The 19,109-nt window shown below is 40.0% G+C and carries 23 protein-coding genes; 9 read left to right on the top strand and 14 right to left on the bottom strand.

The genetic code is table 11. The annotated features are described in order from the left end of the window. Positions 1 to 34: 34 nt before the first annotated feature. Entirely contained in the window at positions 35 to 640 is a 606-nt protein-coding gene (locus tag L8106_RS08730; RefSeq protein ID WP_009783894.1) for a Uma2 family endonuclease, read from the bottom strand. Positions 641 to 833: 193 nt separating this feature from the next. On the opposite strand from L8106_RS08730, the gene ribD reads away from it, so the two are divergent. Both ribD and L8106_RS08720 read left to right on the top strand, forming a co-directional pair. Beyond that, entirely contained in the window at positions 834 to 1,940 is a 1,107-nt protein-coding gene (gene ribD / locus L8106_RS08725; protein WP_009783893.1) for a bifunctional diaminohydroxyphosphoribosylaminopyrimidine deaminase/5-amino-6-(5-phosphoribosylamino)uracil reductase RibD, read from the top strand. 93 nt (positions 1,941 to 2,033) lie between these two features. Next, a complete protein-coding gene (locus L8106_RS08720; RefSeq protein WP_009783892.1) occupies positions 2,034 to 2,708 on the top strand; it encodes a hypothetical protein in 675 nt (224 codons plus the stop codon). 45 nt (positions 2,709 to 2,753) lie between these two features. On the opposite strand, the gene L8106_RS08715 is transcribed toward L8106_RS08720, so the two are convergent. The 3 genes from L8106_RS08715 to L8106_RS08705 all read right to left on the bottom strand — a co-directional run bounded on the left by L8106_RS08715 (position 2,754) and on the right by L8106_RS08705 (position 4,605). Further along, entirely contained in the window at positions 2,754 to 3,776 is a 1,023-nt protein-coding gene (locus L8106_RS08715) for a cysteine hydrolase family protein (protein WP_009783891.1), read from the bottom strand. Between the two features lie 53 nt (positions 3,777 to 3,829). After that, entirely contained in the window at positions 3,830 to 4,027 is a 198-nt protein-coding gene (locus L8106_RS08710; RefSeq protein WP_009783890.1) for a heavy-metal-associated domain-containing protein, read from the bottom strand. A 272-nt stretch (positions 4,028 to 4,299) separates the two neighbouring features. Then, positions 4,300 to 4,605: a Mo-dependent nitrogenase C-terminal domain-containing protein gene (locus tag L8106_RS08705; protein ID WP_009783889.1), complete on the bottom strand. Its 306-nt coding sequence runs from the start codon at positions 4,603 to 4,605 to the stop codon at positions 4,300 to 4,302. A gap of 361 nt (positions 4,606 to 4,966) precedes the next feature. On the opposite strand from L8106_RS08705, the gene L8106_RS08700 reads away from it, so the two are divergent. Continuing rightward, positions 4,967 to 5,869 (top strand): alpha/beta fold hydrolase, encoded by a 903-nt coding sequence (locus tag L8106_RS08700; protein ID WP_009783888.1) that lies wholly within the window; start codon positions 4,967 to 4,969, stop codon positions 5,867 to 5,869. A gap of 28 nt (positions 5,870 to 5,897) precedes the next feature. On the opposite strand, the gene L8106_RS08695 is transcribed toward L8106_RS08700, so the two are convergent. Beyond that, complete coding sequence (locus L8106_RS08695; protein WP_232228447.1) at positions 5,898 to 6,353, bottom strand: DUF29 family protein; 456 nt, start codon at positions 6,351 to 6,353, stop codon at positions 5,898 to 5,900. Between the two features lie 351 nt (positions 6,354 to 6,704). On the opposite strand from L8106_RS08695, the gene bchB reads away from it, so the two are divergent. Then, complete coding sequence (gene bchB / locus L8106_RS08690) at positions 6,705 to 8,231, top strand: ferredoxin:protochlorophyllide reductase (ATP-dependent) subunit B (protein WP_009783886.1); 1,527 nt, start codon at positions 6,705 to 6,707, stop codon at positions 8,229 to 8,231. 44 nt (positions 8,232 to 8,275) lie between these two features. On the opposite strand, the gene L8106_RS08685 is transcribed toward bchB, so the two are convergent. Further along, positions 8,276 to 8,893, bottom strand: coding sequence for a hypothetical protein (locus L8106_RS08685; RefSeq protein ID WP_009783885.1), 618 nt, complete (start codon positions 8,891 to 8,893; stop codon positions 8,276 to 8,278). 252 nt (positions 8,894 to 9,145) lie between these two features. Between L8106_RS08685 and L8106_RS08680 the strand changes: the two genes are divergently transcribed. After that, the gene (locus L8106_RS08680; RefSeq protein WP_369748097.1) at positions 9,146 to 9,487 is read left to right on the top strand and encodes a helix-turn-helix domain-containing protein; all 342 of its coding nucleotides are present in this window, start codon (positions 9,146 to 9,148) and stop codon (positions 9,485 to 9,487) included. An 88-nt stretch (positions 9,488 to 9,575) separates the two neighbouring features. Here L8106_RS08680 and L8106_RS08675 read toward each other — a convergent pair whose 3' ends face one another. Continuing rightward, positions 9,576 to 10,052, bottom strand: a complete 477-nt coding sequence (locus tag L8106_RS08675; RefSeq protein WP_009783883.1) for a hypothetical protein — start codon at positions 10,050 to 10,052, stop codon at positions 9,576 to 9,578. A 155-nt stretch (positions 10,053 to 10,207) separates the two neighbouring features. Between L8106_RS08675 and L8106_RS08670 the strand changes: the two genes are divergently transcribed. Both L8106_RS08670 and L8106_RS08665 read left to right on the top strand, forming a co-directional pair. Next, entirely contained in the window at positions 10,208 to 10,498 is a 291-nt protein-coding gene (locus L8106_RS08670; protein ID WP_009783882.1) for a type II toxin-antitoxin system Phd/YefM family antitoxin, read from the top strand. Next, on the top strand, positions 10,482 to 10,778 hold the full coding sequence (locus L8106_RS08665; protein ID WP_009783881.1) for a Txe/YoeB family addiction module toxin: 297 nt from the start codon (positions 10,482 to 10,484) through the stop codon (positions 10,776 to 10,778). Before L8106_RS08670 ends, L8106_RS08665 begins: the two co-directional genes overlap by 17 nt. A 28-nt stretch (positions 10,779 to 10,806) precedes the next feature. Here L8106_RS08665 and L8106_RS08660 read toward each other — a convergent pair whose 3' ends face one another. Next, the gene (locus L8106_RS08660; RefSeq protein ID WP_009783880.1) at positions 10,807 to 11,946 is read right to left on the bottom strand and encodes a beta-ketoacyl-ACP synthase; all 1,140 of its coding nucleotides are present in this window, start codon (positions 11,944 to 11,946) and stop codon (positions 10,807 to 10,809) included. A 392-nt stretch (positions 11,947 to 12,338) separates the two neighbouring features. On the opposite strand from L8106_RS08660, the gene L8106_RS08655 reads away from it, so the two are divergent. Then, positions 12,339 to 14,324 carry a peroxidase family protein gene (locus tag L8106_RS08655; protein ID WP_009783879.1) on the top strand — a complete coding sequence of 662 codons (1,986 nt, stop codon included), beginning with the start codon at positions 12,339 to 12,341 and terminating at the stop codon, positions 14,322 to 14,324. Positions 14,325 to 14,420: 96 nt separating this feature from the next. On the opposite strand, the gene L8106_RS08650 is transcribed toward L8106_RS08655, so the two are convergent. From L8106_RS08650 to L8106_RS08625, 5 genes are all read right to left on the bottom strand, one after another. Further along, complete coding sequence (locus L8106_RS08650; protein ID WP_009783878.1) at positions 14,421 to 14,816, bottom strand: hypothetical protein; 396 nt, start codon at positions 14,814 to 14,816, stop codon at positions 14,421 to 14,423. A 6-nt stretch (positions 14,817 to 14,822) separates the two neighbouring features. Next, complete coding sequence (locus L8106_RS08645) at positions 14,823 to 15,206, bottom strand: hypothetical protein (protein WP_009783877.1); 384 nt, start codon at positions 15,204 to 15,206, stop codon at positions 14,823 to 14,825. A 224-nt stretch (positions 15,207 to 15,430) separates the two neighbouring features. Next, the gene (locus tag L8106_RS08635; RefSeq protein ID WP_009783876.1) at positions 15,431 to 15,706 is read right to left on the bottom strand and encodes a hypothetical protein; all 276 of its coding nucleotides are present in this window, start codon (positions 15,704 to 15,706) and stop codon (positions 15,431 to 15,433) included. 135 nt (positions 15,707 to 15,841) lie between these two features. Further along, positions 15,842 to 16,627 (bottom strand): peptidylprolyl isomerase, encoded by a 786-nt coding sequence (locus tag L8106_RS08630; protein ID WP_009783875.1) that lies wholly within the window; start codon positions 16,625 to 16,627, stop codon positions 15,842 to 15,844. A gap of 8 nt (positions 16,628 to 16,635) precedes the next feature. Further along, entirely contained in the window at positions 16,636 to 17,202 is a 567-nt protein-coding gene (locus L8106_RS08625; protein WP_009783874.1) for a photosystem I assembly protein Ycf4, read from the bottom strand. Positions 17,203 to 17,325: 123 nt separating this feature from the next. On the opposite strand from L8106_RS08625, the gene psbD reads away from it, so the two are divergent. Further along, positions 17,326 to 18,384: a photosystem II D2 protein (photosystem q(a) protein) gene (gene psbD, locus L8106_RS08620; protein WP_009783873.1), complete on the top strand. Its 1,059-nt coding sequence runs from the start codon at positions 17,326 to 17,328 to the stop codon at positions 18,382 to 18,384. Positions 18,385 to 18,506: 122 nt separating this feature from the next. Here the strand turns inward: psbD and L8106_RS08615 are convergent. Continuing rightward, positions 18,507 to 19,109: DUF1499 domain-containing protein (locus tag L8106_RS08615; protein ID WP_009783872.1), on the bottom strand; the 603-nt coding region annotated here is incomplete at its 5' end.

The raw sequence follows: 19,109 nt of genomic DNA, 5'->3' as shown, positions 1-19,109 counted from the left end.
GGGGACTAGATGGCCGTGGAAAAAGTAAATGAAATTAAGTTGGCATAATGTTGTCGAGTTGCAGTTGTAAATTGGGAAACAGGTTAGAATAAATCCGATCTCCTAAGCGATATTGTTGCTGCTGGTACACCCCATCAACTAATTGACAAACGGTGAAAGTGGGTTGTTTGGGATTGCCAATAAATTGCAAACCACCCAAACCCCGAAAGTCCACAATCCAATATTCAGGGATATTCAAAAAAGCATATTCTTCTACTTTCCTGGCATAATCATCTTGCCAATTTGTACTGACAACTTCAGCAACAAGCTTAATGGTATTCCCATTACAAATTACGGGTTCTTTTTGCCAAAGGGGTTCTTGACTAAGTTGTGCTTGATCTAAAACAATAACATCAGGACGCAGTGCTGTTGCTTCAGCAGATAGAGGTTTAATCAAACAATTTTTGGGTATTAACCAGTTTAAATTCCCATGAAAAATTTCGACATAGATTCTACCTGCAATATTTCCTGCAACTGCTTCGTGAGGCCCAGTTGGGTCCATGTCTCGGAGTTCTCCGTCAATGAGTTCATAGCGAGTATTATCCCCATATTGGGTAATAAACTCCTCAAAGGTTAGTAGTTTAGATGGAGTGTAGGTCATAAGAGGCAACCATGCAATCGGCAAAAGGCAGTTATCAGTTATCAGTTATCAGTTATCAGTAGCATGGTACTGCACGGTACTTGGTCAGGTGGTTATTGTTCACTGTAAACTGAATTAAAGACTGGTGACTGTATTTTCCTCTACTTTCTCAGAATTCGCTACACTCTAATTAAAAATTCTTGTAAACGAACCGATGACCCCCTTGAACGCTTCCCTGATATCCCCAGAATTTGATCGCCAGATGATGCTTCGGTGTCTGGAACTGGCGCGTCAGGCGTTAGGAAAAACGGCACCGAATCCATTAGTGGGGTCTGTTGTTGTTCAAGATAATTATAATATTATCGGAGAGGGATTTCATCCGGGAGCAGGTCAACCTCATGCAGAAGTGTTTGCGTTGCGAGACGCCGGAGAACAGGCGAAAGGCGCGACGGTTTATGTAAACCTCGAACCTTGCAATCATTACGGAAGAACCCCTCCCTGCACTGAAGCTTTAATAAAGGCGAAGGTGGCTAAAGTTGTCGTGGGAATGATTGATCCCAATCCTTTAGTTGCAGGTCAGGGAGTTGAACGATTAAAACAAGCTGGAATTGAGGTAATTGTGGGTGTAGAACAGGAGGCTTGTCAACAGTTAAATGAAGGATTTATTCATCGTATTCTTCATCATCAACCCTTGGGTATTTTCAAGTATGCGATGACTCTTGATGGCAAAATCGCCACGACAACAGGTCATAGTGCTTGGATTACCAGTCCCACGGCGCGACAACAGGTTCATCAATTGCGGGTGGCTTGTGATGCGGTGATTGTTGGGGGAAATACGGTGCGTCGAGATAATCCTCATTTAACCACTCATAATCAGGGTGAACCCAACCCTCTACGAGTGGTGATGAGTCGCAAGTTGGATCTCCCTCTACAAGCGAATTTATGGGATATTACAGAAGCAAATACTTTAGTTTTTACAACAAAGGATGCTGATCCCGATTGTCAAGAACAGTTACAGAAAAAAGGAGTTGAAGTGGTTGTTTTGTCTCCTTTAACGCCTAAAACCGTGATGGCTCATTTGTATGAACGTCAATTTTTAAGCGTGTTGTGGGAATGTGGAGGGACACTCGCCGCACAAGCGATTGCAGAGGGTGCGATTCAAAAAATTTTGGCGTTTATTGCGCCTAAGATTATTGGGGGAAAAACGGCTTCCTCTCCCGTGGGAGATTTGGGTTTAACTCAGATGAATGAGGCGTTAACTTTAAAACGAGTTACCCTACACTCCATTGGCTCAGATTATTTAATTGAAGGTTATCTCTGATCCCCTTTTGATGCAGATAATGAATAGAAATTAATGTTATCAATCATTCCTTTTTGACTCAGGAACAAAAATGATGATTAACAATGAAATCCTATGATCGAAGTTTTATTTCTGAGCTTATTGGTGAGTAGTTTGGGTTTTGAAGCCGTTTTAATTAGCAGTTGGATCTACTCGGAACAAAAAACGTTAAAGCAACAAATTGAGGAGGAAACCTTGACACCTTACGAATCCGCTAATGCAAAAGCATCCAAACCGTTACAACCTAATAGTCATTCCGAGCATCAAAAACAGCTTGATGATCCGGCTTTGTCTGAATCTGAGTATAAAATAGTACGAGCAAATCGTGATTTATTTCGGAATCCGGCTATTTTTCATAAACTGTGTGAAGAAGAAGCAGAAGTGGGTTGGATAATGTTGGAAAAATTGGATGATCGCAGAGTTCGCTTTAAACGGCCTGCCAATTTACGCGATCACGAGTATGATCAAAGTAGTGACGAATTACCTCGCTTTGATCCCTATCGAACTCATTATGGATCTTCTCTTGATTTTACCTCTTGGTTAGCGGCGATCGCTTTTTTAACGGCTATTGTTTTACCTGCTTATTTGGGCTATGCTTTGGTTTCTGCAACGTTGAATAATCTCCCGAATAGTTTACCTCGAATTCCGCTTTTAAATCCACCTCCAGAGGTTACACCTGAAGTTGAACAAGAGGAACCACTACCGGAAGAAATTCCTGAGCAATTGGAGACTGAACCGCAGGGAATCTAGAAGTTTTGATCTTTAAACTCTCGGTGAAATCAATCACCACCATGATCAAATTTCTGTTGATTTAACTCGATTCATTCCCGCTTCTGCAAAGCGTTGAAAAGCAGTTTCGGCTTGTTCGGTATAATCAACGATTCCTGGTACAACGACAGGCGAGGTACAATCTTCTAACAGATAGATTTTCTGGGCGAGATTGGAATCTCGTTGTTGTATTTCTGCGAGTAAATCTTCTACTGTCCAAGCGACACAATGACTTTTGGCTTGTCCGGCGACAATGACTCGATCAAAGTTTAAAACATTTTGGATTAAACGATCATTTTTCTGAGCAATAGAACGACCTCCAAAACTGTCTAAAACTTCGGGTTTAAAGACTGAATAATTCTCGGTTAAAGGATGATCACCTTTGAGTTCAAAATCAGCTTGACTTTGGCGGGAAATGGTATGATAAAAAATGGCTTCTTCGACTGCGGAAACTAACCCATGACCAATTCCTCCAAACATCGAATGATAAGGCCAAACCGTGAGGGGAAATCGACCCTCATCGCTCAATTGTTTGGTATAATGATAGGCGTGTTTTTCTAGGGTTTGGTAATCTCCATCTGCTAAACTTTCCGCGATCGCCGGATTAACCTTCCACACTCCATTTTTGACATCTTCAAATTGAATTAATGTCACCGCAGGTTCGGGATGTTCTCCTTTGTCGTTTACCCAAAAAATTGGGTGAAAAATCTGCATCGCCCGATGAGTATCTAAGGTAGCGATCACTTTGCTAATCGTTCCTAAATTGCGATAAATAAACTCACACAAACGAACATTATCTTCGACTGCGGCTTGACCCGATTTTCCGCCAACAAATAACTCAAACTCGGGAATACAAAAGGTATTTTGAACATCAATCAACAACAAACAGACTCGCATTTCATCTGTAGCTGCGGGTTGAATGTTGTGTTGTGTTGTCCATTTTTGAGCCTCTATCGCCCGTTGTTGGTAGGGGACACGCCAAACCTCTCCAACCTTATTCGCATCAAAATGGGAAGGAATGGGGAGTTGTTGGCGAGTGGATGATGTCATCGGTTTTCGGAAAAATCAGCAAGTGATCAACAAGTGTAGCTGTTAGAGATGATTTAACCTTCTACCGTATGACCTGCTGAGGTAATTGCTTCTTTAATAGAGTCGTCCGTGGGTTTCCCATCCACCTTGACTGTTTTTGTGGACAAATCAATCTCCACTTTGGCGTCTGAATCTAAACCTTTGATTGCTTTGGTAACAGTGTCTACACAGCCATTACAAACCATACTCGGGACTTTAAGTTCTAGTGACATAATTTCAAGTATGAACTCAACATACTTTCTAAAATAGCAGAATTTGCGATCGCTGCCATCTTTCTTTAGACAAAAATGTAAACAAGGGGAATGAAGCTGATTTTTATCTCCTCTAAGTCTCGACTCACCTTAAGTTATATCGTGAAATCGATGATCCACTCTAAATTAAACTTCCCTAATGGTATCTATTCAAATCTCTAATCTTTGTTTTGGTTCTCAATCTAACTCAATTGATGGAATCAGAATTGATCTCACTGTTTCCAGAGCCAAAGTTAGATGCTCATTCCACATTCATCGACTAAATAACACATCGCTCGAAAACGCAAACCCACAACTTGATCATAAAGAGGATTGAGTTTGCATAATGGCGGAATTTTCAGAAAAGTCCGACCTGCAATTTTGAATTCTCGTTCAAACGGACATTGAGCAGGAATTGCTTTATAGAGAAGTAAAGCTAATTTTTGATTTTGAATTTCTAAGCTGTCAAGCCATTGACGCAGAGGATTCAACAAACGTGTAACTTGATGATTAACCGTTGTATTATTGTAGGCTGTGTTGTTGATGGCTGTGTTATTCATGGCTATCTCTAACTGTTTAAAATGAACTCAAATTTGCTTTTTTCTGTTCTCTATTAACTACTATACAAACATTTTTCTGAAAATGGGTAAAGAAACCAACAAAAATTTTCTAACTATTGTAAAAGTTTTATAAATCAGTCATTGTTGAGCAAAAGTATAAGATGAGTTATGCTTATGTTTGGGCAAATTCTATCTCTAAATTCATAGATTTTGACTTGAGCCGAACATGAATTAATGAAACCTAATCAATAAATTTAGTCTTGTTTATACTGAAAATAATCATAAGCAAACCTGATCAAAGCAATTTGTGGAATAATAAAGAAGGTTTATAGTTTGTTGCTCTGTCTGCAATTAAGTCCTGATGATGCTCTCAACGTTGTCTCAACCGCAAACTTGGACGTGGAAAGGCTTTCCGATTTGTTACTACACGGAAGGAAACACTGGCCCTGCGGTGATTTTGGTGCATGGCTTCGGCGCATCGTGGGGACATTGGCGTAAAAATATCCCCGAATTAGCGGCGAGTTGTCGTGTTTTTGCTATCGATTTGTTAGGGTTTGGCGGTTCAGCAAAACCCACTCCGACGCCAGAACTCTCTTATACCTTTGAAACATGGGCTGAACAAATTGCTGATTTTTGTCGAGAAGTGGTTGGAACTCCGGCATTTTTAGTCGGGAATTCCATTGGTTGTATTGCGGTGATGCAGGCTGCGGTTGATTATCCTGATCTTGTGATTGAAGTCGCGTTACTCAACTGTTCCCTTCGACTTCTCCATGAACGTAAACGATCAGAAATTCCCTGGTATCGGAGTTTTGGGGCGGGTATTGCTCAAAAAGTTCTGGGTCTAAAATGGGTAAGTCAGTTATTTTTTAAACAGTTAGCGACTCCTCGAACAGTCAAAAGAATTCTATTACAAGCCTACAAACGACCCGAGGCGGTAACAAATGAATTGGTAGAAATGTTATTAGTTCCAGCACAGGATCAAGGTGCAGTGGATGTATTTGTAGCGTTTACAAGCTATTCTCAAGGGCCTTTACCTGAAGATTTATTACCGATTTTACCCTGTCCAGCGATTATGTTGTGGGGAACAGATGATCCGTGGGAACCGATAGAATTAGGCCGTGAATATGGAAAGTTTGACACAGTAAAAGAATTTATTCCCTTGGAAGGAGTCGGTCATTGTCCGCAAGATGAAGCGCCAGAATTAGTGAATCCGATTTTATTAAATTGGATCTTAACATCTGAGCGTTCATCGTCAAAAAATTAACAGGAATAACCTTGAACTTAGTCCGCAGTCAATTCTCATACAGGTAAAATAAATTGTATTCTCGTTCAAACACTTCTTCCCAAGAGAGTGAAGCTAAACCACATTTTTTCCCAATTTCGACTTCAGCTTGTTTGGCGGCTTTATCAAAGCATTGTTCCCAAACTAATTCTAAATAGTCTCGATTTAAACTGGGAATTTCTTCTTGAATATCTTCAATTTCATTGCGAGTGGATAAAATTGTTACCGCCCAAGTTGGCGAACGGCGTTGGGGTTTACATTTCCATTTTATCACATAGCTCATTAATCGAATCAGTTGGCTTTTTAATGCTAATTTCTTAGATTTTCCCATTGATTCAATTAAAACACCTAAACCAACATCTGCTTCCATCCACTTTTCCTCCTGTAATCGTTTTTGAATTTCAATCGCCGTCTGATATTCAGAAGCGGCCGCTAAATTATCCCAATCTATTTTGGTTTTCATCATTAATTTTTCAGAAATATGCGATTTCTAGGATAACAAATTAGAAAACTTGATCTTGAGATGATATAAAAAATTATAGTTTCGTAGAAATTTCTAAAATCTTAAAATTTTTAGCTTATTTTTCGTTTTGTATCAATTATGATACTTAAGTTTACAGAACTGAGTCAAAGATTAAGATTTTTGTCATTAAACAATAAAAGTATTGCTTTAGTGGCACACTAAATCCTGAGTACAAATCAACTTGTCATCAAAGGGGAAATTTAAAGTTTTATGATTCTCGACTTTGATGAGCATAATATTTGAGAAAATCACAACAGGCTATTCTCAAATCACACAAACACGGAGAAAAATTTTATGAAATTGGCTTACTGGATGTATGCAGGCCCCGCTCACATTGGTACTCTTCGCATTGCCAGTTCTTTTAAAAATGTTCATGCCATTATGCACGCCCCTTTGGGAGATGACTATTTTAACGTCATGCGTTCGATGCTTGAACGAGAACGGAACTATACCCCAGTAACGACGAGTGTTGTTGATCGCAACGTTTTAGCACGGGGTTCTCAAGAAAAAGTCGTTGATAATATTATTCGCAAGGATCAAGAAGAAAAACCAGATTTAATTGTTTTGACTCCGACTTGTACTTCTAGTATTTTACAAGAAGATTTACAAAATTTTGTAGAACGCGCTCAAATTGATTCTAAAGGCGATGTAATGCTCGCGGATGTCAATCATTATCGTGCGAATGAATTGCAAGCTGCCGATCGCACGTTACATCAAATTGTTGAATTTTATCTCAAAAAAGCTCGAAAAAAAGGCGAACTTCCCGAAGGAAAAACCGAAAAACCTTCTGTTAATATTTGGGGAATGACAACCCTTGGTTTTCATAATAACCATGACTGTACTGAGTTAAAACGGTTGATGGCTGACTTGGGAATTGAAGTCAATGAAGTTATCCCAGAAGGCGCTTCCGTTCATAACCTGAAAAACTTACCTCGCGCTTGGTTTAATTTGGTGCCTTATCGAGAAGTGGGTGTGATGGCGGCGAAATATTTACAAGCAGAATTCGCCATGCCTTATATTGATATTACACCGATGGGAATTGTAGAAACTGCCCGTTGTATTCGGATGATTCAAAAGGTGTTAAATGAACAAGGGGCGAATGTAAATTATGAAGACTATATTGACAATCAAACTCGGTTTGTTTCTCAGGCGGCTTGGTTCTCCCGTTCCATTGACTGTCAGAATTTAACGGGTAAAAAAGCAGTTGTATTTGGGGATAATACTCACGCCGCAGCTTTAACTAAAATTCTGGCGCGAGAAATGGGAATTAAGGTGGTATTAGCGGGAACTTACTGCAAATATGACGCGGAATGGTTCAGAGAACAAGTGGGTGAATACTGCGATGAAATCTTGATTAGTGAGGATAATGGTGAGATTGGAGATGCGATCGCCCGGTTGGAACCTTCGGCAATTTTTGGAACTCAAATGGAACGTCATGTTGGGAAGCGTTTAAATATTCCTTGTGGGGTAATTGCGGCGCCCATTCATATTCAAAACTTCCCGGTTGGTTATCGTCCGTTTGTGGGATACGAAGGCGCAAATCAGGTGGTTGATTTGGTCTATAATTCCTTTACGTTGGGAATGGAAGATCACCTGTTAGAAATCTTTGGCGGACACGATACAAAAGAAGTGATTCACAAAGGAATTTCAGCAGAATCTGATTTGAATTGGGCGAAAGATGCGAAAGCAGAATTAAACAAAGTTCCGGGGTTTGTTCGCGGTAAAGTGAAGCGAAATACCGAGAAATTCGCCCGTGAACGCGGTTTATCTGAGATTACGTTAGAGGTGATGTACGCCGCAAAAGAATCGGTTGGGGCTTAATTGTGTTGGGGTGGGTTCATCGCCCACCCTCAATTTAGAGCAACCTATGCCAAAGCTGCACCGCCCTGATTTTTCTTGGTCACAATCCGGTAAAATAAGTCTGCTGAATCATTAACTTGATGGCTCTTTGAATACTGCTTGTATTCCGAAAGTGCTTCTTTCAGGCGGGAATACTTAACCTCTTTATTGTTAATCAAATCCTGGATATCGGAAGTAAGATTAATACCCGCTTTCTTTACCTCAGCATAAATAATTTTTTGCTTAAGATAATAGTAGAATAAACCTTCTGGATTCCAAACTTTCTTATTGCTCGAATACTCCTTGTACTCTAAAAGAGCATCTTTTAAGTTTTGAAAATTGGCATCTTGAATCAAAATTTTCAAGCCCGGAGATGATATATTAATACCTTCTTTTTCGATCTGAGCAAGAATTAATGCTTTTTTCCGATTTTCACAAAATTCAGCAATTTTCTTAGATTCAGCTTGCTGAGTTTTTAACACTTCCTCAATGATTTGAAGTACAGAATTAACCTCTATCTCACTTGAGTTTTTCGCAGCTTCCCGTAAAGCTTTCAGTAGATGAGTTTCCGCTTTCAGCAAAGAGTAGAGTGCTTGAATTGCAAGCGTTTGCGATTCGTTTGAATTAGAGTTATAATTAACCATGCTATAATAGTCCTTATAATAAAATAGTAAATTCAAAAAATAATAAATTAAAATAATTAACTGTAATATTCAGTTAACTACATTTTTACTATAACCTACTGATCGTGATTTTGCAAGCAAGTCCTGTAGGAAAGTTTGAACACACGCATAGCAGACATATAAAGTAAATCTGTATCATACCAAATCTGCTTTACCCAGGTAATCTTAAAAAAACTCAAAGCCCTTGCTATAAAAGGATTTTAGGATAACCGGATCTGTGATCAGTTCAGACTCTACGCACATATTGCTCGTCGTGGTCAGTGTTACTCTAGCCTACAAACTATTTCTCGTATCTGTAAAATGAGTGTCCGAAAAGCACAGTACGGCTTAAAAGAGTTGGAAAGTCTCGGTATGATAAAGAAAACAATTCGCAAAGGTAAAACAGATGTTTATGAGTTGACTAATAGAGAAGAATGGAAAGAAATAGAACGTGACAGTGAGTTAGAAGCAGAGCGAGAAAAAGTTAAAGCTTCTTTGTCGAAATTGGAAGAAAAGGATGCTGAATTTCCGGATTTTTGTTTTCCAGACTACAACTCATTAGGTGTTCAAAAATAAACAAATATAAAGCCCTCAGTTCGTTATTGCGCTTTAGCGCTTAAAAAGAGGGCTAGAGCAACGACAACAAGTGAGAAAAAAACTATCCCTAATTTGAGTTAGAATTAAAGGTGTTTACCCAACCCTGTTTTAACGCCCAATCTAAGACAATTCTAGCCGCAGCAAATAACAAAATACTTTCGGCGACAACAACCACAAAAAACCACCCATTTTCTGATGTATTGAGTCCCCCATCCAGTTCACCCAAACCCCGCACCAGTCCAAAGGCTAAAACCGCCCCCGAATTGAGGTGAGGGTTGTGATCGGATCGCACAACATAACGATAAGTTACCCCAAATAAAAAACCACTGATAAATGCAATTGCACCTCGAATAATTAAGCGAATATCAACGGTGATTTTTATTTCCTCAATTACCTCAAACTGATTAGCAAGAATTAAAATATTAAAACCAATTAACAGACTAAATGTTAAAAACGTCATACTCCCGGAGAGTATTCCGGCTTTTAAAGATTCTATGCGTTCTAAAAAGGTGAATTGAGAAGGAGTGTTAATCTTGTTTTCCATCAGTTTTATAAAAATTCTGATCTATTTTACAATAAACTCTAGACAATCTATCCTAAAATTGTTTATTTCCCCAGTGCGATCGCTTTTTCTAAAGTCAATTGCAAAGATTGAGCTATAATAGAATAGGAATCAAAGTGCCATTTAGCAATTATCTTATGACCTTCCATCAAATCGCCTTGAATGATGCAATTGCTAATCTCAGTCAACTTTGCGATCGAGTGGTTGATGATCGAGATATTGTCATTATTACTCGCTCTGATGGCGAAAAGGTTGCTTTAATTGCTGCTGATGAACTCAGTAGTTTAATGGAGACAGCACATTTATTGCGATCGCCAAAAAACGCAGAACGTTTACTGACAGCATTACAAAATGCCAAGTCAAGAACTCTTAAAACTCAAAATATTAATGATTTATATCAGGAGTTAGAGATTGGCGAAGAAGGATAAACAATCTCCTCAAAACCCTCCTATTCGAGATGCTGTCTTTCATCCTAATTTTAGAGAAGATATTGTTTATTGGATTGAGACAGATCGTAAAATTGCTTTGCGTGCTTTTAAGCTAATAGAAGCTATTATTCGCGAGCCTTTTACTGGAATAGGTAAACCAGAACCTTTAAAGTATTTGGACTCAAATGCTTGGTCAAGGCGACTGACACAGGAACACCGTATTGTTTACCTCGTTAGTAACGACAGAATTGATTTTATTCAAGCCAGATATTATTATTAAATTAGCACAAATAAATTCTAAAAAACTATTATTTCCCCAGTGCGATCGCCACATTTTGTCCCCCAAAGCCAAAACTCAAACACAACACATTTTGTATTTTAGCTGTTTTTGCTTCTCTGACTAAATTAATCTCAAATTCTGGTTCTTTTAATCCCACACAAGGCGGTAAAACTTGGTCTTGTAACGCCATCAAACAAAACGCCATTCCTAACGTTCCCGATGCGCCTAACGTGTGACCTGTTGCGCCTTTGGTTGAACTCACCGCAACATGATTATCAAATATTTTTTGAATTAAATTGGCTTCATGTTGATCGTTGAGTTGAGTTGCGGTGCCGTGAGCGTGAATATAATCAATATCTTGAGGGAATAAATCACTCCGACTCAGACAATTTTTAATCGCAGTTATCGCACTTTTACCGTCTAAATTCGGTCGATTACTAGAACTTGCATCAGACGTTAATCCCAACCCTAAAACTTGACCATAAATTCGAGCAGAACGACGTTTTGCTGACTCCATTGATTCTAATACAAATATAGCACCTCCTTCGCCTAAAATAAAGCCTTCTCGCTGTCGATCAAAAGGATATGATCCTGTTAACGCTAAAGCACCCATTTTCTCAAAACCTGCTAAAGTTAGCGGAGTAATTGGTGTTTCTACTGCACCGACAATCACTTGTTCACAGTATCCCATTTGAATTAACTCATAAGCTTGAGCAATAGTCCATAAACCCGTTGCACAAGCCGCCATTGGTGCTAATACTGGCCCGTTTGAACCTATATAATGAGCGGTATTAATTGCCGCCATGTGATGGAAATAATTAGGAATAGGAACAGAAGAATTAATAGATTTTTGTTGAGTATATTGTTGAGTTGCAAATTCTTCCCATTGGGTTTGATATCCTCGACTCGAACCAATCACCACCCCACAATCAGGTAAAGGAGGCGTTAAATTCGCATCTTTTAGCGTATCTATTAATATTGCTTGAGTTAATTCGGTGAGATGAGAGGGTTTGGGGTTAATTAATGCTAAAGGTCTAGATTTTAGTTTAGGAAAAGGTTGATAGGTTTTAATTCCAGATTGACCTAAGAGAAGTTTTTTCCAGCTAGTCTGGAGTGTTCCCAAAGCCGACTTTACACCAATACCTGTAACTACAACTTGCTCGTTCACGCTGAGTCAAATATTTCCTAAAATTGATGATACGCTAACTGTTCCAGTCAAAATTATTGTATTTTAACTTGGTTATTATTATATCGACTTAAGGGGCTAAATTATTGATTTTATTTTCAACATAGCGGAGCCTTTATTAACTTCTGTTAACGCTTGTTGAGATTGATCCCTCAGTCCATTTGCGAGCTGACGCGGTTTACAAATTGTTACAAAGTTTTTTTGATGAATATCGATTGACTAAAGTCTTATATAACGGATGATTGAGCGTTTTTTTATTTTCCTTCAGTCACCTGATTTTAAGATCAACTCCCAATTTTTGCATATCTTCCTCTTGTCTAAACATATGTTAGATCAAGCCACAGATCAAGTTATAAATCCAAGAGGAGAAGCAGATGCAAAACAATGGAAATGGAAATGGAAATGGAAATGGCAACGGTTCTTCTAAGGGTTCCGGTAATGATGATGTCTATGAAAATAATAATTCTCGCAGACAAGCCTATGATTTAACGAGTCTTGAACAAACCCCTTTGAGTGAAATTCAAGGACTTGCGATCGCCAAAAACCCCGACTGGTATAAAATTCAAGTAAGTCCAGGTACAACGAGTTTATCGGTTGACTTACAATTTACTCATGCAGATGGAAATATTGATCTTTTCCTTCATAATGCTAATGGTAATGAAATTGCGAGTTCAACTTCACAAACTAACAACGAAAGTATTAACTTCGACTCTCCAACTGCGGGTGTATATTATATTAAAGTCAAGTCTATTGGTAAGCCCGGAAATTCTTATGATCTAGTTTGGGATGATATTGTTCCTATTGAATTTCGCTCAATTGAGGGTTTAAATAATAATCTAGTAAATCCTGATTGGGGAACTCCAGACTCGCAGTTAATTCGGTTAAGTGAATCGGCTTATAATGATGAAATTTCTGAACCCCGAGGGGGCGATCCGTCTTCGTTAGTAAGTCCGAGGGAAGTTAGTAATACAATTTTTGATCAATCTGAGTCCATTCCAAATGAAACAGGGGTGAGTGATTGGTTTTGGCAATGGGGACAGTTTATTGATCATGATATGGATTTAACTCCAGGAACTTCTGGTGAATCTTTTAATATTTCTGTTCCTCTTGGTGATCCATCTTTTGATCCATTTAATAGCGGAACTCAAGAAATTCCCTTAACTCGATCTATTTATGATTTCGATACCGGAATAGATAGTCCCAGAGAACAAATTAATGAAATAACTGCTTATATTGATGGTTCTAATGTGTATGGATCTGATAGCGAACGAGCCGAAGCATTACGCACCAATGATGGTACTGGGAAGCTGAAAACGAGTGTTAGTGAGAGTGGAGAGGTTTTACTTCCTTTTAATACTGATGGGTTAGACAATGATAATCCATTTGGGATTGCAAATGATTCTATTTTTGTTGCTGGAGATGTTCGCGCTAACGAACAAGTGGGGTTAACGGCGACTCATACATTATTTGTTCGGGAACACAATCGACTCGCCGATGATATTGCGACTAGGTTGGATAATGGAGATGCAGAATTACTGGACTTATTTGCAGAATCTGGACTGAGTGAAGGTGATTTTATTTATGAGTCTGCTCGTCGAATTGTGGGTGCAGAAATTCAAGCGATTACTTACAATGAATTTGTACCATTATTAGTCGGTTCTAACGCTTTAGATGGATATGACGGCTACAATGTAACGGTTGATAGCGGAATTAGCAATGAATTTTCTACAGCAGCTTTTCGCTTTGGACATACGATGCTTTCGCCAACTTTGCAAAACGGAACCAATGAGGGTTTATCGCTGCGAGACACCTTCTTTAATCCCGATTTAGTTGTTGAAGGTGGAGTTGATTCTCTGTTGTTAGGATTAGCCTCTCAAGAAGCACAAGAAGTTGATACTCAAGTTATTGATGATGTGCGGAATTTTCTGTTTGGCGCACCGGGATCGGGCGGTTTAGACTTAGTTTCACTAAATATTCAAAGAGGACGTGATCATGGTTTACCGAGTTATACTGAAGTTCGTGAAGAATTGGGTTTAGATCCGATTACCAATTTTGGTGAGATTACTTCTGATCCGATTGTACAAGCGCAATTAGAAAGTGCTTATACTGATGTTGATAATATTGATTTGTGGGTGGGAGGACTCGCCGAAGATCATGTTAATGGATCGTTATTTGGAGAAACGTTTCAAGTCATTGTTGTGGATCAATTTACTCGCTTACGAGATGGCGATCGCTTTTATTATGAAAATGACAACTTGTTATCGGTACTTGCTCCTGATGTCGCCGAAACAACCCTTTCTGATGTAATTGTTGCCAATTCTGCGATTAGTAGTATTCAAAGCAACGCTTTCTTAGTGTAAGGGATTTGAGGAAGGAGTAGCATAAATGCCAGGTTACTCCGTTCTACTTGAAAAGAAGCCTCTTCCTGCTTATCTGAAGTGTTCCTCAAGCTAATTTTAATTCGATAGAGCTTCCTGAATTTTTCGTCTAACTTCTTCGTATTCTTTCAACACAGTGTTTTCCAGATCTTGATCAGCAGCTTCTATGCGAGATTGAAGAACCTTCACTCGTTCTTCCAGGGATAGATTCTGTAGAAAATCTACTTTAATCACATTTGATTCCCCTTTTAACTTTGCAAGCACAGGTTTGAGCTTCTCGTGGGTTGTGTTGCGAGTTTTAGGTTGAGCAAGCTTATTCTCTATTGCTGCAACTACATCTAGTGTAGAATAAAGCCTAAGACCATTTTTTCTTCTGACAAAATCTAGCCCTTTCACAATTTGTCTTACTAAATAGTCAGACAATCCATGATTTCTCAAATCATCTTGAGTGACAAAAAAAGGTACTTTATCCATAATTCGTTATTCCCCACTAGCTTTAGGCAATCCTCTAAGTAATTCCTGCATCTCTGCTATTTTTCTATCTCTGTCAGCAATTATTTCATTTTGCGTATCAAGCAATTGATTTTTTCTCTGCATTTGTTCATTATACTCGTCTTTCATCTTGTCTGTAGAAGATGTAACATCACGGAGTAGCTGTTCTAAATAATTAATCCTCCTCTTATAAGCTGCTTCCTGTTTGTCTATATCCTTGAGTTTTGGAACCGACCACTGTGCATAGCAGAGTACAACATCATACTTAGATTTAATTTCTGCTCCTATATTTTTGACAGCTTGTCTTACAGAGGTTATTGTGCATCCTATTTCTTGAGCTACTTCTCTAATCCATCTTTCTTTATCAGTCATTTCTTAACTTATTCTCCTATGACAAGAAATCTCTCAAAAACTGTAACTCAGGTAAATCAGCAATCTGTTCTCCCAGTTTCTTATTACATTTGGGATGAACTAGCCAAAGGTACTTAGGGGATATCACAAAATCCATTAAAGTCTCTAACTTGACATCATCTAGATTAGCTTCAGCATATCTCTGTAAAAGTGCCAATGGTGCTAAATGATGTACCTCTGAATGGTCACAGATAAGCCGACTCTTCTTGTAGTTCAAGAGAGCTTTGCAGTAAGCACATTTTCTTGCTGAGAAATGAAAAGCTTTTCTTAACAGTTTGACCTTCCTTAGTCCGAATCCACCGATTAAAGGATTTACGGAAGTTTGTGACGTTTCTAGCTTCTGCTAGAACTTCCTTGACCTCCCAATTAACTTTCTCCCAAGCTTCGCGATCACGGCGGTCTTGAACATTCTGCTCGTGCAGCTTTTGATACAGCTTCGATAACTGCTCATTATTGCTCAACTATTTAACTCCCCTGCTTATAGTCTTTTCCTCTCTAGTCCCTGGTCTTATAGCCTTTTCCTTTCATTTGACGTAAGTAACCCAAAAGGGGACAAATTATCTAACTTGCCCCCAAACCCATCTGGGAAATCTTAATTAATTTTTAAGATTGTCTAATCCAGACACAACTTTAGCTGATTCAATGCGATCGCCTTGTTGGATATTATCGATCACATCCATGCCATCGGTAACATAGCCAAAAACAGCATAACTGCCGTCGAGGAAAGGTAAATCGGCTAGAGCAAAATAAAACTGAGAAGATGCAGAATCCGGTAAACGAGAACGAGCCATCGCGACTGCGCCTCTAGAGTGCTTTAACTTCGGTTGAGCTTTAATCTTAGCTTCATCAAAAGTTTGGCTGTAGACGGGCATATCAGAGCCTTCTGGTTGAATTTCTAGGCGGACGTAGCGTTCTTGGGAAGTTGTCGGATCAATAAACCCGCCAGTTCCCAAACGAGCCATCGGCACCTGGGGATCTTTACTTTGGGGATCACCGCCTTGAACCACAAAGGGTTGAGGTTCACGTACAACTCGGTGAAATGCGACCCCATCGTAAACCCCTTGGTTAACCAAATCCACAAAATTACCTGCGGTTTCAGGAGCCGCCGTTCCGTCTACTTCAATCGTAATCGGCGATCCGTTGACCGTCATCACGACTGTTGCTTTGCCTTCTAATTTGGGTAGATTACTCATTGATGAATTTTGAGCTTGAGCCACGGGTGAAATTGCTTGTTCGCCAAGCGTCTCCGAAGGAGAATCACCCACTGCATTTACATTATCTGAAGGGGTTGACTCTGTTGCCGTTCCGTTACATCCGGCTACCATCAGCGCACCCGCTAACAGTATAGACAGTAACAACTGTCGAATATTCAATCGCTTCATGCTAAATCCTATAATCCTTCCAACGGCACTTGCAAAAACTTAGCGAGTTCAGCGCCTTGATTTTCCAACTCAGACAAGGGCATCGGTTGACCCACACGAGTTAGAGGTATTTCTCGTCTATCCTTGAGTCTGAGGTACAGAGCGCGTCGAGGATTAAACCCTTCTTGAATGTCTACTCGCACTGATTGTACATCTTCGGTTTTACAAGTAAACTCAACTTGGCGGTTTTTCCCCGGAAAGCCCCACCGAAAAATCTGAATTTTGCCTGTATCCTTGCTAAATTCATTGTAGCCACCGCCCACATCCCAAAGGATAACCAGCCAGAGGTACAAAGCCAATAATAGGGCAGCAGAACCATAAAGTCCCATCACTAAGCCCTGGGGTAAAAAGATGAGTTGGGTCGGATCCGCAAAGGGGAGTAAATTAACTCGGGTATAGCTAGAGATTCCAGACAGTAAAAAACCAGTGCCTCCGACGGCGATAACGCTTGCCCAGAAGTAGTTACTGGTGCGACGGGAGCCTAAAATGGTCTTGTGTATGATGCGGTCACTGGTGCTTTGGGTTTGTATGCTCATAAAAAAAATCTTAAATCTTGAGACTTGAATATCTTTGCAAATATTGTTAACTGTAATATATAGTTATGTTAACTTGCTTAGAAAGCATAGTCTTTTAGTAAATCAACTAAGGATCGTTCTCAAATGACTATAGCAGTCGAACGCCCTCAGTTACAGAGAGGATGGTTTGATGTCCTCGATGACTGGCTGAAACGCGATCGCTTTGTATTTGTGGGTTGGTCTGGTATCCTGCTATTCCCTTGCGCCTACATGGCTTTAGGTGCTTGGTTAACCGGAACCACCTTTGTTACCTCTTGGTACACCCACGGTTTAGCTAGCTCCTACCTAGAGGGCTGCAACTTCTTAACCGCCGCTGTCAGTACCCCCGCTAACAGTCTGGGACATTCCCTGCTGTTCCTGTGGGGACCTGAAGCCCAGTGGGACTTCGCTCGCTGGTGTCAACTCGGTGGCTTGTGGGCTTTCACCGCCCTACACGGTGCGTTTGCACTGATTGGCTTCTGCCTACGTCAGCTCGAAATCGCCCGTTTGGTTGGTGTCCGTCCTTACAACGCTATCGCCTTCACCGCACCTATTGCTGTGTTCGTCAGCGTGTTCTTGATGTATCCTTTAGGACAGTCAGGTTGGTTCTTCGCTCCTAGCTTTGGGGTCGCTGGAATCTTCCGTTTCATTCTGTTCTTCCAAGGATTCCACAACTGGACACTCAACCCCTTCCACATGATGGGTGTTGCGGGTGTACTCGGTGGTGCGCTACTGTGCGCGATTCACGGAGCAACGGTGGAAAATACCCTGTTTGAAGACGGCGAACAAGCCAGCACTTTCCGTGCGTTTGAACCGACTCAATCAGAAGAAACCTATTCCATGGTGACCGCAAACCGTTTCTGGTCACAAATCTTCGGGATTGCTTTTTCCAACAAGCGTTGGTTACACTTCTTCATGTTGTTCGTCCCCGTGACTGGACTGTGGATGTGTTCCATCGGTGTTGTCGGATTAGCACTCAACCTGCGGGCTTATGACTTCGTGTCACAAGAATTGCGGGCGGCTGAAGATCCCGAATTTGAAACATTCTATACCAAGAACATTTTGTTGAACGAAGGGATTCGTGCTTGGATGGCTCCCGTCGATCAACCTCACCAAAACTTTGTATTCCCTGAAGAGGTTCTACCTCGTGGTAACGCACTGTAAGGGTATGAATACTCTTCACCGTTTGAAACGAGTTTAAAACTCGAATTATCAGAAACCCCCTCTAAGTTAGTAGGGGGTTTTAATGTTTGCAAACGCTATATCTCTTGACAAGTGAGTTAGACTTAAGACTGAAAAACAGCTCGAATTGTTTCCACTCGATTCCGATTAACCCCTAAATCTGACTGTCCTAAACGGGAAGCTGAACGCACATTAATAATTTGATCCGCTTCCGAAAGACTAAATTCCACATCATCCACAAATCCCATAATTGCTGAAGTAAATTCAGCGTAAAGATAATCTTTACTCTCACGAATAATTTTGGCATTATCCATATTTTGAATAATCGTTTTTAGCCGCTCAAATGCTTCAGTAGCCGAGTCTTCATAGACCAAGGGAGCGATCTGATGAACCGCATCTGTACTTTGGCTAGAAACGCAGTTGGGTGAATCTGGACAATTTGTTAATTGACCTTCTTGAATCCCTAGATTATTGGGTCGAGTTCCAGAAAAAGAAAAAAGACTCGCGATCATTGGAGGAGGTGAAGTCGTAAGCGCCGCCGCAGTTGGAATTAGCCCAAAAAAACTGGAGATTACCAGCACTATAGCCACAATAAAGGTGAAAATATTAGTCTGAGAGAGTTTGAGAGAGAAGATCTTCATGTGATGATTTGATGGGTGTTGTTGAAGGGTTATACAAAAACGTGAGATAGATGCAACACAGATCGC

Origin of the sequence: Lyngbya sp. PCC 8106, from assembly GCF_000169095.1 — a bacterium.
Taxonomy (GTDB): Bacteria; Cyanobacteriota; Cyanobacteriia; order Cyanobacteriales; family Microcoleaceae; genus Capilliphycus.
Note: the sequence above shows the minus strand (reverse complement) of the source record. Positions and strands in the feature narration are given on the sequence as shown.